The organism is uncultured Gemmiger sp. (assembly GCF_934561205.1).
Taxonomy (GTDB): domain Bacteria; phylum Bacillota; class Clostridia; order Oscillospirales; family Ruminococcaceae; genus Gemmiger.
Genome location: NZ_CAKTFU010000013.1, coordinates 53,592 through 67,077 on the forward strand (window position 1 = coordinate 53,592; position 13,486 = coordinate 67,077).

14 protein-coding genes are annotated in these 13,486 nt (G+C 60.1%); 5 read left to right on the forward strand and 9 right to left on the reverse strand.

Features of this window, described 5'->3' with window-relative positions; translation table 11 throughout:
* Positions 1-10: 10 nt before the first annotated feature.
* The 4 genes from Q0I19_RS08755 to Q0I19_RS08770 all read right to left on the reverse strand — a co-directional run bounded on the left by Q0I19_RS08755 (position 11) and on the right by Q0I19_RS08770 (position 3,562).
* On the reverse strand, positions 11-877 hold the full coding sequence (locus Q0I19_RS08755; protein ID WP_294760915.1) for an ABC transporter permease: 867 nt from the start codon (positions 875-877) through the stop codon (positions 11-13).
* A gap of 340 nt (positions 878-1,217) precedes the next feature.
* On the reverse strand, positions 1,218-1,964 hold the full coding sequence (locus Q0I19_RS08760) for an amino acid ABC transporter ATP-binding protein (protein ID WP_294760913.1): 747 nt from the start codon (positions 1,962-1,964) through the stop codon (positions 1,218-1,220).
* Positions 1,951-2,610 (reverse strand): amino acid ABC transporter permease, encoded by a 660-nt coding sequence (locus Q0I19_RS08765; protein WP_294760988.1) that lies wholly within the window; start codon positions 2,608-2,610, stop codon positions 1,951-1,953. The genes Q0I19_RS08760 and Q0I19_RS08765 overlap by 14 nt, the downstream gene beginning before the upstream one ends.
* Before the next feature lie 115 nt (positions 2,611-2,725).
* Complete coding sequence (locus Q0I19_RS08770) at positions 2,726-3,562, reverse strand: transporter substrate-binding domain-containing protein (protein WP_294760911.1); 837 nt, start codon at positions 3,560-3,562, stop codon at positions 2,726-2,728.
* Positions 3,563-3,922: 360 nt separating this feature from the next.
* Between Q0I19_RS08770 and Q0I19_RS08775 the strand changes: the two genes are divergently transcribed.
* From Q0I19_RS08775 to Q0I19_RS08785, 3 genes are all read left to right on the forward strand, one after another.
* Entirely contained in the window at positions 3,923-4,573 is a 651-nt protein-coding gene (locus tag Q0I19_RS08775) for a hypothetical protein (RefSeq protein ID WP_294760909.1), read from the forward strand.
* 623 nt (positions 4,574-5,196) lie between these two features.
* The gene (locus tag Q0I19_RS08780; RefSeq protein WP_294760907.1) at positions 5,197-6,408 is read left to right on the forward strand and encodes a DUF3048 domain-containing protein; all 1,212 of its coding nucleotides are present in this window, start codon (positions 5,197-5,199) and stop codon (positions 6,406-6,408) included.
* Positions 6,409-6,480: 72 nt separating this feature from the next.
* A complete protein-coding gene (locus tag Q0I19_RS08785; RefSeq protein ID WP_294760906.1) occupies positions 6,481-7,854 on the forward strand; it encodes a DUF3048 C-terminal domain-containing protein in 1,374 nt (457 codons plus the stop codon).
* A gap of 364 nt (positions 7,855-8,218) precedes the next feature.
* On the opposite strand, the gene Q0I19_RS08790 is transcribed toward Q0I19_RS08785, so the two are convergent.
* From Q0I19_RS08790 to Q0I19_RS08810, 5 genes are all read right to left on the reverse strand, one after another.
* Positions 8,219-9,139, reverse strand: a complete 921-nt coding sequence (locus tag Q0I19_RS08790) for a GNAT family N-acetyltransferase (RefSeq protein ID WP_294760904.1) — start codon at positions 9,137-9,139, stop codon at positions 8,219-8,221.
* Complete coding sequence (locus Q0I19_RS08795; RefSeq protein WP_294760903.1) at positions 9,136-9,969, reverse strand: MYG1 family protein; 834 nt, start codon at positions 9,967-9,969, stop codon at positions 9,136-9,138. Before Q0I19_RS08795 ends, Q0I19_RS08790 begins: the two co-directional genes overlap by 4 nt.
* A 13-nt stretch (positions 9,970-9,982) precedes the next feature.
* Positions 9,983-10,528 carry a phosphodiesterase gene (gene yfcE / locus Q0I19_RS08800; protein WP_294760902.1) on the reverse strand — a complete coding sequence of 182 codons (546 nt, stop codon included), beginning with the start codon at positions 10,526-10,528 and terminating at the stop codon, positions 9,983-9,985.
* A 144-nt stretch (positions 10,529-10,672) separates the two neighbouring features.
* The gene (locus Q0I19_RS08805; protein ID WP_294760901.1) at positions 10,673-11,662 is read right to left on the reverse strand and encodes a glycosyltransferase family 2 protein; all 990 of its coding nucleotides are present in this window, start codon (positions 11,660-11,662) and stop codon (positions 10,673-10,675) included.
* Positions 11,663-11,674: 12 nt separating this feature from the next.
* A complete protein-coding gene (locus Q0I19_RS08810) occupies positions 11,675-12,106 on the reverse strand; it encodes an Lrp/AsnC family transcriptional regulator (RefSeq protein ID WP_294760900.1) in 432 nt (143 codons plus the stop codon).
* Positions 12,107-12,534: 428 nt separating this feature from the next.
* On the opposite strand from Q0I19_RS08810, the gene trxA reads away from it, so the two are divergent.
* The gene (trxA, locus tag Q0I19_RS08815; protein WP_294760899.1) at positions 12,535-12,846 is read left to right on the forward strand and encodes a thioredoxin; all 312 of its coding nucleotides are present in this window, start codon (positions 12,535-12,537) and stop codon (positions 12,844-12,846) included.
* A gap of 11 nt (positions 12,847-12,857) precedes the next feature.
* Positions 12,858-13,295: a MarR family transcriptional regulator gene (locus Q0I19_RS08820; RefSeq protein WP_294760898.1), complete on the forward strand. Its 438-nt coding sequence runs from the start codon at positions 12,858-12,860 to the stop codon at positions 13,293-13,295.
* The last annotated feature ends 191 nt before the right edge of the window (positions 13,296-13,486 follow it).

Consider the following 13,486-nt stretch of genomic DNA (forward strand, 5'->3'; position numbering starts at 1 on the left):
GTCCCCCTCCTTACACGGTGTCCATAAAGGTTTTTTCAATGCGGCTGAACAGTACAACGCCCAAAACCAGCGTCACAGCGGTAAATGCCAGGCTGTAGCCGACGCCCCACGCGGTCACGGTGCCGCCGCCCAGGGTCGCGGCGCGGAACACCTCAATGGGGGCCGTCATGGGGTTGAATTGCAGCAGCGCCTGCAGGCGGGGGCTTTCGTCCAGCATCGAAACGGGATACACCACGGGGGAGGCGTACATCCACAGCTGCACACCAAAGCCGACGGCGATGGCCAGATCGCGGTATTTGGTGGTCAGGCTGGACACGATGATGCCCACGCCCAGCCCCAGCAGCATGACCTGCAGCATGACCACAGGCAGCGCCAGCGCCCACAGGCTGAGGTGTACCGGCGCACCGCTCAGGGCAAAGTACACCCAGAAGCAGGCGAACATGGCGCACTGCACCAGAAAGTTGATAAGCGCCGTAAGCACCTGGCTGATGGGGGTGGTCAGGCGCGGAAAGTACACCTTGCCGAACACGCCCGAGTTAGTCACAAAGGTGTTGGCCGTGTTGTTGACGCAGTTGGCAAAGAAGGTCCAGACCGTGTTGCCCGCCATATAAAACAGGAACGCGGGGGTGCCGTCGGTAGAAAGCCCGGCCAGCCCGCCGAACACAACATTGAAGATGACGGTGGTCAGCAGCGGGTTCAGGATGATCCACGCGGGGCCGAGGATGGTCTGCTTGTACAGCACGGTAAAATTGCGCTTGACGAACATGACGATAAGGTCGCGGTAACGCCACAGCTCGGCGAGGTCTATGTCAAACCAGCCGGTGCGCGGGCGCACCACGGTGGTCCATTCGGCGGTGTTTTGCGGTTTTTCGCTCATAAGAAAAGCCTTTCTGTGTAAAATTTGCATATGTGTTTAGATTATACCACATATCGACGCATTTTACAAGACGCCGCACCGCAGGGGCGCGTCAACAAAAAATGTGCCCGCGCAAGCGGGCACATCAGTTTGTAGAAAAAATCCGTTTCCGGGATATTTGTAGGGATGGGTCTTGACCCATCCGCACATCTGGCCGCGCGCAGCGCATAAAATCGCGCCGAATGGCGCGCGGTTTTCTCGTTACGTCGTGCTTTTGGCAAGGCGGCAAGGAGGGGTCGAGACCCCTCCCTACAAACCAGCCGAAAGGTTGCAAAGGGTGCATAAAGTCAAAGCAGTTTTCTCACAACACCTTGCTCAAAAAATCCACGGTTCGCTGCTGTTTCGGGTGGCCGATGACCTCCTCGGGCGTGCCTTCCTCCACGATATAGCCGCCCTCCATAAAAATCACGCGGGAGGCGACCTCGCGGGCAAAGCCGATCTCGTGGGTGACCACGACCATCGTCATGCCGTCGGCGGCCAGCTGCTTCATGACCTGCAAAACCTCGCCCACCATTTCGGGGTCCAGGGCGCTGGTCGGCTCGTCAAACAGCAGGATGTCGGGGTGCATCGCCAAGGCGCGGGCGATCGCCACGCGCTGCTTCTGCCCGCCCGAAAGCTGTGCAGGGTAAGCCTCGGCTTTTTCGGCCAGGCCCACGCGCTCCAACAGGCGGAAAGCCTCCTCTTTCGCGGCGGCCTTGTCGGCCTTTTTCAGCTCCACGGGTGCCAGCATCATGTTGCCCAGCACGTTCAGGTTGTTGAACAGGTTAAAGTGCTGGAACACCATGCCGACGTTTTCGCGCACCTTGTTCAGGTCGGTTTTTTTGTCGGTCATGTCGTGGCCGTCCACGATCACGGTGCCGCCGGTGATGTCCTCCAGCCGGTTCAGGCAGCGCAGAAAGGTCGACTTGCCGCTGCCGGACGGTCCCAGAATGACGACGACCTCGCCCTCACAGATATCGGCGGACACGTCCTTGAGGACCTCCAGACTGCCGAAGTTTTTCTTCAGATGCTCGACGTGAATTTTCACGTTGTTCTTATTCACGGCCACGGTTCAGCCCCCTCTCCAAACGCTTTGCCAGACGCGACAGCAGCGTAATAACGATCAAATACATCACACCTACGATAAACCAGACCTCCAACGCGCGCATGACGTTGGCGTTGACGTTCTTGGCGGTGTTGACAAGCTCAGGGAAACCGATGACCGACAGGATCGAGGTATCCTTCAGCGTGATGATGAACTGGTTGATGATGGAGGGGATCATCGTGCGGATGGCCTGCGGCAGCACGACCTTGGCCATGGCCTTCCAGTACGGCAGGCCCAGGCTGCGGGCGGCCTCCATCTGACCCTTGTCAACACTCTCGATACCTGCGCGGATAATTTCCGCCATGTACGCGCCGCAGTTCAGCGACAGGCAGATGATGCCCGCCTGCAGCGCCGTGAACATAAACTTGCTGCCGAACAGGTCAGACCAGTGCAGCGTGTCGTTCATCAGCATCGGCACACCGAAAAACACAAAAAACGCCAGCACGATCATCGGCACGCCGCGGATGATGTCAACGAAAATCGTGGCGATCACGTTGCAGACGCGGTTTTTCAGCACGCTTAAAATACCCACAAACAGGCCGATCAGGCAGGCAAAAAACAGGCTCCACAGGGCCAGCAGCAGGGTCTGCCCCATGGCGGCCAGCAGCATGGGGCCGTACTCGGCAAGGATCTTAAAAACCAAGGCGAAGGACTCCTTTCGGGTTTGGTTGTTGCGAAAAAACGGGGCCGCCTGCGAAAACAGGCGTCCCCGCGCTATTCAATAATTAGCCCAGATACTTTTTCAGGATCTCGTCATACTTGCCGTTGGCTTTGATGTCGGCAAGACCCTTGTTGAACATATCCAGCAGCTCCTGGCTGTCCTCGCTGAAAATGGCGAAGCCGTAGGGGGCGGGGTCGCTGGCGGTGTCGTCCAGCACCTTCAGGGCCAGGCCGCCGTCCTTGATGGACGCCTTCATGATGGGGGTGTCCTCAAAGCAGCCGACGCACTGGCCGCCCAGAACGGCCTGATACATCGTGGGGGAATCCTCAAAGTAGGTCAGGTCAAAGCCGTACTCGTCCTTCAGGCTCTCGGCGTAGGTAGCGCCCTGGGTGCCGGTCTTGACGGCGACCATCTTGCCGGACAGGTCGGCAAAGCCCGCAATGTCGGAATCGGCGGGGACGGTCAGCGTCTGGTTGGAATCATAGTAGCCGTCGCTGAAGGTCCAGCCGCTGGCCTTGCGCTTTTCGGTGATGGAAGCACCGGCGATCATGCCGTCGGCCTGGCCGGACTGGCAGGCGGCGATGGCGGCATCCCAGCCCAGGGACTTCATCTCGTACTTAAAGCCCTGATCCTCGGCAATGGCGGCGACGATGTCCACGTCGATGCCCACAAAGTTGCCGGATGCGTCGGTGTACTCAAACGGCTTAAAGACGGTGTCGGTGGCGATGACCCAGGTCTTGTCGGCAGCGGTGGAGTCCGCGGTGCTTTCGGCGGTGGAGGCGCTCTCGGCAGGGGCTGCGCTTTCGGCAGCGGAGGAGGACGCGGTGGAGGCTGCGCCGCCGCAGGCAACCAGGTAAGCAGCCAGGACGGAGGTCAGACCCAAAGCAATGAGTTTTTTCATGTGTAATACCTTCCCTCAAAAACAAAATGGTACCGCACCCGCCGCACAGCGGGCGTGACATTCGGTGCGGACCCTCTGTTTGACCGCGCCGGACGTACACGATTTGCAAGTACACTTTTATTATAGCACCGCCGATTCAAAAGTCAAGAAAAATTCGGGGATTTTGGTTAATAAAATAAAGTTTTATCTTTTTTTCTAAAATAAAGATTAGTTTCTTCTTGTTTTTTCGCGCCGCACTTTACTTAAACAAGCGGTAAAACCGCGTGCGGAAAATGCGGTTTTGCCGCCCGATTTCGGCATTTCCGGCAATGTGTACCCTTTATAATAGGGCATGTGATATTTTGAGAAGGAGCGATGCACATGCTGCAAACCTTAGAACGTAAACCCCATACCTTTGACGCACAGGTACTTACCCCCGCGCAATTTGACGCCCTGCGCACGCTGGCCGGCCCCGCCGGGCTGCCCATGCTGGAAACCCTGCGCCCCGCTTTGGACAACGGGCAGATCGTGGGCGACTTTGCCGGGCAGGAGCAGCTGCAGGCAGCCGCCGCGCTGCTGCCGCTGTACGCGCAGGACGAGCTGCCCACCCTGCTGCGCGCCGCCGGTTTTGGTGCCGATGGGCAGGGCGCGGTGCTGACCCCGCCGCTTTTGCGCGGCAATTACACACAGCTGCGCAACTTTTTGCGGTTGTCGCTGCGCTGGGCGATTGAGCGCTACGCCAGCTACCATGTCTGGGCGGTGCAGGTGCTGGATCTTGAAAACCTGCCCGCCTGCGAGGATCTTTGCGCGCAGTACCTGTCCACGGGTTTAACGCTGCGCGCCGTGCTGCCCCTGAAGGACACCGACGGGCTGCTGATCTACTCGGCGCGGGGTCTGGCACATTGGCGCGAACCGCTGCGCCGCCTGCACCTGAACGACCCCGCCCTGCCCCGCGTTTTGGAGCGCGGCTACGCAGCGGCGGATTTCGGCTGGAGCAGCGACGGAATGGAGCTGCTGGTAAGGCCGCTTTGATTCGAGAGTTTAGAGTTGAGAGTTAAGATACGGTGTGCCCGCCTTGGCGGGCACGTCTGTTTGTCAAAAATCACATTCCTGGTTTATGGAATGTGTAGGGGCGACCATTGGTCGCCCGCCAACTTGGCGTAACAACGCGTTTTCCGGGGCAGTTTTCTTGCAAGGCAAACGGGCACGGGCGAGCAATGCTCGCCCCTACAAGAGTTTTTCGACAGTCAGGAGGCGCTCTCAGCTTGTAGAAAAAGCCTGTTGCCGGAAGATTTGTAGGGATGGGTCTTGACCCATCCGCACATCTGGCCGCGCGCAGCGCATAAAATCGCGCCGAATGGCACGCGGTTTTCTCGCCATGTCGTGCTTTTGGCAAGGCGGCACGGAACGGTCAAGACCGTTCCCTACAAAACAACCGAATGTTCGCAATATTCCCATTCAGTTTTTCAACAGTCAGGAGGCGGGCTTTGCCCGCCTCTGCCTTATCTAAACTCCAAACTCTCCACTCTCAAATTTTCCCCTCCTGCCCGGCTATATGTAAAATTCCACCGCGCACCTTTACAAACACAACAAAAGCGGGTACAATATTTGTAAATGATTTTGCGGCGCTATGCCGCAGGAAAGAGGAAAACAGAATGAAACGTTTAATCGCTTTTGTTGTGGCGATGCTCTCGCTGTGCGTGATGTTGGCAGCCTGCGGCGGCTCCGCCTCCGGTTCTTCGGCGTCGCCGTCGACTCCGTCCGCGGCAACACCCACCGCCGAGCCTACCCCCGAACCCACCCCCGAACCGTATGAGGCCAACGTCCTGACCGGCGAGAAAAAGGACGAAAACTACCCCGAAGGGCAGCGCATCACCGGTATTATGATCAACAACATCGTGGCAGCCCGCCCGCAGCGCGGCCTGTCCAAGGCCGATATCCTGGTCGAGATCAAGGTCGAGGGCGGTATCACCCGCTTTATGCCCATGTTCGTCGACTACAAGGACATCGGTGAGTTCGGCCCCGTGCGTTCCGGCCGCGACCAGTTCTTCCAGCTGCTGCTGCCCTTTGCCGGGCTGTACGTCCACGAGGGTCAGTCCGTCGTTATGGACGAGTATGAGCGCAACTTCAACTATCAGGATCTGAACATCGGCAACGTCGGCAACTGGGGCTACCGCGACAACAACCGCGTCAACTGGGCCGGCACCACCCGCGCCGGCGGCCTTGCCTACGAGCACACCCTGTACGCCAACTCCGACCTGCTGCAGGAGCAGATCGAAAAGCGCGGCACCGATATGAACCGCAGCTACAACTCCACCTTCTTTAAGTTTGTGGATTACAACGAGCCTGCGCGCGATCTTTCCAACAGCCGGGACAGCGCTTACAGCGACAAGTACGGCCCCATCGTTTCCGACGGCGAGTATGTCGAGATCGAGCACAGCCAGAGCTACAAGACCCGCTTTAACTACGATGCTGCGTCCAACAGCTACAAGATGCAGATGTACTACTACCCCGACAAAAGCTGGCGCGACACCATCGACGAGGCTGCCGACAATGCGCAGCTGGCGTTCACCAACCTGGTTATCCTGTACACCGACATCCACGTCTACCCCGGCCACGAGGGCACGGACCTGCAGTGCGCCGAGTACGGCGACGGCGGCGTCGGCTACTACTGCTACGGCGGCAAGTGCGAGAAGATCTTCTGGAAGAAGGGCGGCCCGCAGGACCCGCTGCGCCTGTACTACGCCAACGAGGATGGCCAGTGCAGCGACACCCAGCTGGACGTCAACGTCGGCAAGAGCTACCTGACCGTCGTGGACGTGGACAGCGCCGAAAACTTCGTCCACACCTCCAACAGCGTGGGCTGATAACAATCTGCAACCCGGCGCGGCGGCCTGTGCGGCCGGCCGCGCCTTTTCGCAATGTAAATGGTACTGCTTATGAAAAAACTGCAAAAATTGGCGGCCGTGCTGCTGGCTGCCGCCCTGCTGGCGGGCTGCGGCGCGTCGGGCACTTCCTCTGCCGCCCCTGCGCCCACCGCGACACCCACGGCGACCCCCACCCCGACACCGACGCCCGCGGAACCGGCGCTGAACTTCAACCCGCTGACCGGCATCGCCGACGCGGATTACGCCAACTGCCGCCCCGTGGCCGTGACGCTGCGCACCATCTACGGCGCACAGCCCCAGTGGGGCGTGGCCTCGGCGGACGTGCTGATGCAGGGCACCGTTGTGGGCACCACGCCCGCCATGCTGGCGCTGTACGGCAAGGTGGATGAGATCGGCAAGGTCGGCCCCGTGGGCGAGGCCGGCGACCTGCTGCTGCAATTTGCCCTGCCGCTGAACGCCGTGCCCGTGCATATCGGCAAAAACGTCTACGCCTCCAACCTGCTCAACACGCTGGGGTATCAGGACGTGGACGGCCTGCATGTGGGCAAGACGGCCTTTGCCTTTGACACCGACCGCCAGCTGGCCGGCTACCGCGAGGAAAACTGCTTTTACACCACCGCCGACGGCGTGCGCGCCGGGCTGGAATTTTACGGTGCCTCCGCCAACGGCGAGACCGCGCCGCTGTTCCGCTTTTCTGCCGAGCCTGCGCCGATGCCGCAAACCCAAAACGGCACGACGCTGAGCATCGCCTTCTCGGCCGACGGCACCGAGCAGCTGGTCTATGACGCCGAAACGGCGCTGTACACCAAGCTGAACACCGACGGCACCCCGCTGACAGACGCAGAAAACGGCGAAGCAGCGCGGTTTACCAACGTGTTTGTGCTGTATGCGTCCAGCGGCGTCAAGGACGACGGCCACACCCGCCAATATGACCTGACCGGCGGCGACGGGCTGTACCTGTACGGCGGCGCATGGCGCGCCATCACCTGGAGCAAGGAGGACGCCACCGCCCCGCTGGAGCTGAAAGAGGCCGACGGCACCCCGCTGACGGTCAGCCCCGGCAAGAGTTATATCGCCGTCTGGGGCGGCTACTACGGCCAGACGCTGGCTGTGACCGCCGCCGACGGCACCCCGCAGGAGCTGCCCGCCAAGCCCGCCCTGCTGGAAAGCGGCATCTCCGATGAGGCAGCCGCCGCGGCACAGGCCCAGCTGGACGCCCAGCAGGCCCTGACCGACGCGCAGGACAACCTGGACCGCGCCAACGCGGATCTGGCATCGGTGCAGTCGGAGCTGGAGGAGGTCAACACCGCCCTGGCTGACGACCCCGAAAACGCCGAGCTTATCGCCAAGCGGGACGAGCTGACCGCCAAAATCGACGAACTGAACCAGACCATCGCCGCAAATCAGGCCCTGCTGGCGGGATGAGCTTTGGCGAGAGTTAAGAGTTAAGAGTTTAGAGTTCAGATACGGTGCGCCGCGCAAGCGGCGCATTTTTTGTTTTTGGGACGCACCGCACGGCACAACAAGCATTTGCGGCCTAACGATTGGTTTGTAGGGAACGGTCTTGACCGTTCCGTGCTGCCTTGCCAAAAGCACGACGTAACTAGAAAACCGCGCGCCATTCGGCGCGATTTTATGCGCTGCGCGCGGCCAGATGTGCGGATGGGTCAAGACCCATCCCTACAAATCTTCCGGTAACAGGCTTTTTTCTACAAGCTGAGCACACCGCACGGCACAACAAGGGCGTTTTTCCATAAAAAAATGCCCGCCAAGGCGGGCATACAATATCTTAACTCTTAACTCTGAATTCCCCGCCACTTTCGCATTGCGCAAGGATTTCCTCAATTTCCCCCTCGCTCAACCGCTTGCGCACGGGGGCGGGTTCCTCGCTGCCAGGCACAAGCGGCAAACCCCAATAGGTTAAATCCAGCCATTGGCCGAACTTGTACCCTGTGCGCTTTTCCACGCCGAAACGGCTAAAGCCCAGCGCCTTATGCAGCGCGTCGCTGGCCTTGTTGCCGCCCGTCACCAGCGCGTAGGCGTTGCGGTAGCCCTGCCGCGTCAGCAGCGACAAAAGCGCGGTGTACAGTCGTTTTCCGATGCCCTGCCCCACGGCGTCCTGCGCGCAGTAGACGGTGGTCTCCACGTCCCAGGCGAAGGCCGTGCGGCTGTGCCAGGGGTGGGCGCAGGCAAAGCCCAGCAGGCGGCCGTCGGCGGCGTAAGCCACCAGAAAAGGCGCGGCGGTCAGCACGTCGGCAATGTTTTGGCGGTACTCCTGCACTGTGCTGGGCGCGTACTGGAACGTCTGCAGCCCGTGGGTCACATACCAATTATACAAATCGGCAACGTCGGCGGCATCGTCGGGGGTGGCCATGCGCAGCGTCACGGCGTTGTCGGCAAGCCAGCGGGCGGCCAGCGCCTCCTTTTCGGTCTTGGGCAGTTTTTTTACGGCGGCCTCGCGTTTCAGCGCGGCGCTTTTGTCGGCGCAGCGCTCGGCGTAGGTCAGGCGCACAGCGGCGGTGCCGTGGCTTTTGGTGTACTTAGCCCCGCCCTTGCCCGTTTGGTGGGCTTTCAGGCGGCGGGCCAGGTCGTTTGTCCAGCCGCAGTACAGGCTGCCGTCGGGGCAGCGGAGCAGATACACCCACGCCGGTTCCGGCATCGGGGCGCGGTCGGCGGCGGTGCTGGCGGCGGGGCCGAATTCCGGCGTCATTCGCTTACGGGGCGGCCGGCGGCGCGCAGGGTGCGGCGGCAGGCCTCGATGGCGGTGGCCTTGTCATCGGCGGTGATCAGGAAACGGCTGGGGTGGCAGAACCGCAGCCCCAACCCGCTGACACGGCGCAGCTCCTCCTCGGGGCGGCCGGCCCACGCGGGCGGGAACGGCAGCTTGCTGCGCTTGGTGCGGTGGTCGTTGACGCACTGCGCGCTGTACCCGCCGCGCTGGCTGGGGTAGACGACAAACAGGGCGTCGGTCTTGTACAGGCCGTTTTTCCACGGCATGTAGGCGGGCAGCACAACGATGCCGTCCCGCATGTTGGCGTAGGCGCGGCGCACGGCGTCGTCGGCACGGTTTACGGCATTGGCGGCGGCAATCTCGTTTTCCAGAACCTGCTTGGCCACGGCCACCGCCCGCAGGAAACAGGCGTCGGGGTCGTCCTTGGAATCCCACAGCGGGTTAAAGCTGCCGATGGCGTCCGCCAGCGAGTTCTGCTCGCCGGTGTTGTCGTTCAGGTCCAGCGGCTGGATGAAATTTTCGTCCATAAGGCGGGCCTGATGCTCGCCCACCAGCTGCGCGCCCAGCACCCGCCACAAAAGGCCGAATGCGGCATACGGGATGCCGTTGGCGCGGGTCTCGCGCGGTTCGCTGTGGTGGTCAAACATGCCGCCGCCCACGTCATAGACGATGCCGTCAAAGCCGTCGGGCACGGTAAAGCCGCGGATAATTTGGATGTCCGGGCGCAGAATTTGCAGCAGCGCGGTGGAAAAAACGTCGTCTGCATGGAATTTTCCGCCGTGGGTAAAGCCTTTTGCGGGGATCTTCATAGCAATGCTCCTTTTATACAGTCAGGGTGTGGTACACCGTGCCGTCGAGGTGTTTCCAGGTAAAAACATGGTCGTCCAGCAGCATATAGCCGTGGGGCGTGTTCTCTTTGGGGATGGACACCGAGCCGGGGTTCAGGTAATAATTGTCCATGCCGAAGGGCTGCCACGCGGGGACATGGGTATGCCCGTGCAGCAAAATATCGCGGGGCTGCAGCGGCGGCAGGCAGGCGGTGTTGTAGTGGTGGCCGTGGGTGGCGTAGATCAGCCGCCCGCCGGATTCCAGCAGCGCGTAGTCCGCCAGAATGGGAAATTCCAGCACCATCTGATCCACCTCGCCGTCGCAGTTGCCGCGCACGCAGAACAGCTCGTTCTTGCGGGCGTTCAGCATGGCCAATACCTCCTTGGGGGCGTAGGCGGGCGGCAGGTCGTTGCGCGGGCCGTGGTACAGGATATCGCCCAACAGCAGCAGCCGGGGGCGGCCCTCGCGGTCATGGGCGGCCAGCAGGTCGCGGCAGTACCCCGCCGCGCCGTGGATATCGGATGCTATCATCAGTTTCATGGGTAAGACCTCTCAATCTATCGCTTTATTTTACCGCGAATCGGGGGTGAATTGCAAGGGGGCATGTGGATTTGTTTGGCTCACCCGCCCTGCCCGCCAAACAAAAACGCCCGCCTTGTCGGGCGGGCATCAAAATCGACAGCCTCAGGTAATTTTCAGCGCGCGCTGCACGCGGTACACAAGGTAGCGGAACAGCCCCGCGATCAGGCTGCATTCCACCCACAGGTAGTTGGGCAGATCGCGCCAGCGAAAGCGCGGCTTATCCAGCTTGGGCAGGGCGATCCACGCCTCATGAAAGCCCTTGGCGTAGTCGTTGCCGAAACCGCGCAGACGGAACATGAACACCTTTAACAGATATCCCAGCAGCATCGGCACAAAGTTCAGCACCAGCATCAGCAGCGGCTGGTTTTTGTAGGGCAGCAAAATGCTGTTGCGGCCGCTTTGGATGCTCTTGAACGGGTTGTAGCGCACCGCGCCCGTGGTTGCGCCGCAGATATGGCGGCAGCGGGCTGTGGGGCAGTAGACGTTGCGCCAGCCGCGGTTGTTGGCGCGCCAGCTTAAATCGACGTCCTCGTAATAGGCAAAAAAGTTTTCGTCAAAGGTGCCGATCTCGTCCAGCACCGCCTTGCGGTACAGCGCCGCGCCGCCGCAAGCACTGAACACGCGGCAGGGTTTTGTGTAACGTTCGGCGCGCAGGCCGTCGCCGCGCTTGCAGGCAAAGCCCAAAATCGTCATATAGTCGCCCGCATCGTCGGCCAGATGCGGCTCATAGTAGCGCAGCATCAGGCTGCTCACGGCAAAAATGCGGGGGTCGGCGTCGGCGGTGCGCAAAAGCTCGGCCAGCCAGGTCGGCTCGGCAAAGGCGTCGTTGTTGAACAGCGCCACATACTCGCTTTTGGCCAGTGCAATGCCCTGGTTCACGGCGTGGGAAAAGCCCGTGTTTTCGGCATTTTCGATCAGCGTATAGCGCGGGTGCCCCTGGTAGCTGCGGGCGATGGCAAGGCTTTCGTCGGTGGAGCCGTTGTCCACGACGATCAGCGCAAAGTCCTGCTCGGTCTGCTGCCAGATGCTCTCGATGGAATCGCGCAGCCAGCCTGCGCCGTTCAGGTTCGGAATGATAACGGTTGCTTTCACGTCGGGCTCCTTTTAGTCCAGCGCCAGGCTGCGGTCCAGCTGGGTATTCAAGATGATCTGCGTGTTGGTCGAGCCGAGCTTTTGCATACGGGTCAGCAGATGCTCCAGCGCGTCGATGTCGGTGCAGCTGACCTTGACCATAAAGTTGTAGCTGCCGGTCACGCGGTAGCATTGCAGCACCTGCGGTTCCTCGTCCACCAGCGACAGAAAATCGGCGCGGGTGGCGGCATCCACCAGAACCGAGATCAGCGCCTCGACCCGCGCGGGGGATTCGGGGCGGTGCAGCACCACGGTGTACCCCGCAATGACGCCCTCCTGCTCCAGGCGGTGGATACGGCTGGACACGGCGGGGCTGGTCAGGCTGACGTGCTGGGCAATGTCCTTGACGGGCATGCGTGCATTTTCGGCCAAGAGTTGAACGATTTTGTGGTCTAATTCATCCATGCGGAATTTCCTCTTTCCTGGGTTTGTATAATGCGCACAAAAAAAATAAAATCAAGAAAAAACGCCTTGTGCGGTTTGCGTATTGCTTCAAAAGTGAATTTAACGGGAAATTGCTAAATAAAATAAAGTCATTTCTGCAATATTATAATCTTTTGAAAAAGAAAATACAAGGGGGAAGTTTGACATTTTAAGAAAAAAGGGTATAATAATTATTGTAATCAACAAAGACATTCACTGACCTTTATATACTTTCCCACCCCTCTATGCACAAAAGCCCGCAGGTAACTGCGGGCTTTTGTGTTTTTGTATAAAAATGCCTGCCGGGTCTTGCCCGAAGCCAATTCCTACCAAAACACTTGACAAATGCCGCATGTTCTGCTAAACTAATTGCATACAATCAATCGCACACAATTCAAGGAGGCTTTCTCATGCTTACTACCGTAAAAAACAACGACCTTTCCGCCGCCAAGACCCAGCCGCTGGCTGTTGTGGATTTCAACGCCACCTGGTGCGGCCCCTGCCGTATGCTGGCCCCCATCGTGGACCAGCTGGCCGATGAGCTGGACGACCGTGCCGAGTTTTACAGCGTTGATGTGGACGAAAACAACGCCCTGGCGCAGCAATTCGGCATCAGCAGCATCCCCTGCCTGGTCGTGCTGAAAAACGGCGTACCTGTGGAGCAGGCCGTCGGTTTCCGCCCCAAGTCCGCCGTGCGCGCCATGATCGAAAAGTATCTGTAAGGGGGCGCGCCATGCCCTGCAAGGATGAACTCAAGCTGGAAAACCAGCTTTGCTTTCCGCTGTACGCCTGCGCCAAAGAGATCACCCGCCGCGCCAAGCCGTTTTTGGACGAGCTGGATCTGACCTACACGCAGTATCTGGCCATGCTGGTGCTGTGGGAGTATGGCACGGTCAGCAGCAAGCAGATGGGGCAGCTATTGTATCTGGATTCCGGCACGCTGACCCCGCTGCTGAAAAAGCTGGAGCAAAAGGGCTACCTGCGCCGCGCCCGCGACGCACAGGACACCCGCAACCTGCTGGTGGAGCTGACCCCCGCCGGGCAGGCGCTGCAGCAGCGCGCCGCCGCCGTGCCCGCGCGCATGATGTGCTGTATGCAGCTTTCCTGCGAGGAGGCCGCCAACCTGCGCGCGACCCTGAACAAGCTGCTGGGCTGTCTTTCGGGGCAGTGACGGCGGTTCCGCAAGCGGGCCGCCCCCGCCGCAGGGTTTTACTGCCGACGCAAAATCGCACATATTTTGCTGTGAATTTTTGCCGACGTCCCGCCGGGCGCAAAATCCGTTCGCCGTTTTGTCAAAACAACGAATTTTCGTAAAAAAGTTTAGTAACAATGCACAATTACCGGGCGTAAACCGCAATTTTT

Bases quoted from the DNA above. Each gene is read 5' to 3' on its own strand.
- Q0I19_RS08755 (WP_294760915.1), bottom strand. From the start codon at position 877: ATGAGCGAAAAACCGCAAAACACCGCCGAATGGACCACCGTGGTGCGC.
- Q0I19_RS08765 (WP_294760988.1), bottom strand. From the start codon at position 2,610: ATGCTGCTGGCCGCCATGGGGCAGACCCTGCTGCTGGCCCTGTGGAGC.
- Q0I19_RS08770 (WP_294760911.1), bottom strand. From the start codon at position 3,562: ATGAAAAAACTCATTGCTTTGGGTCTGACCTCCGTCCTGGCTGCTTAC.
- Q0I19_RS08775 (WP_294760909.1), top strand. From the start codon at position 3,923: ATGCTGCAAACCTTAGAACGTAAACCCCATACCTTTGACGCACAGGTA.
- Q0I19_RS08780 (WP_294760907.1), top strand. From the start codon at position 5,197: ATGAAACGTTTAATCGCTTTTGTTGTGGCGATGCTCTCGCTGTGCGTG.
- Q0I19_RS08785 (WP_294760906.1), top strand. From the start codon at position 6,481: ATGAAAAAACTGCAAAAATTGGCGGCCGTGCTGCTGGCTGCCGCCCTG.
- Q0I19_RS08790 (WP_294760904.1), bottom strand. From the start codon at position 9,139: ATGACGCCGGAATTCGGCCCCGCCGCCAGCACCGCCGCCGACCGCGCC.
- Q0I19_RS08795 (WP_294760903.1), bottom strand. From the start codon at position 9,969: ATGAAGATCCCCGCAAAAGGCTTTACCCACGGCGGAAAATTCCATGCA.
- yfcE (WP_294760902.1), bottom strand. From the start codon at position 10,528: ATGAAACTGATGATAGCATCCGATATCCACGGCGCGGCGGGGTACTGC.
- Q0I19_RS08810 (WP_294760900.1), bottom strand. From the start codon at position 12,106: ATGGATGAATTAGACCACAAAATCGTTCAACTCTTGGCCGAAAATGCA.
- trxA (WP_294760899.1), top strand. From the start codon at position 12,535: ATGCTTACTACCGTAAAAAACAACGACCTTTCCGCCGCCAAGACCCAG.
- Q0I19_RS08820 (WP_294760898.1), top strand. From the start codon at position 12,858: ATGCCCTGCAAGGATGAACTCAAGCTGGAAAACCAGCTTTGCTTTCCG.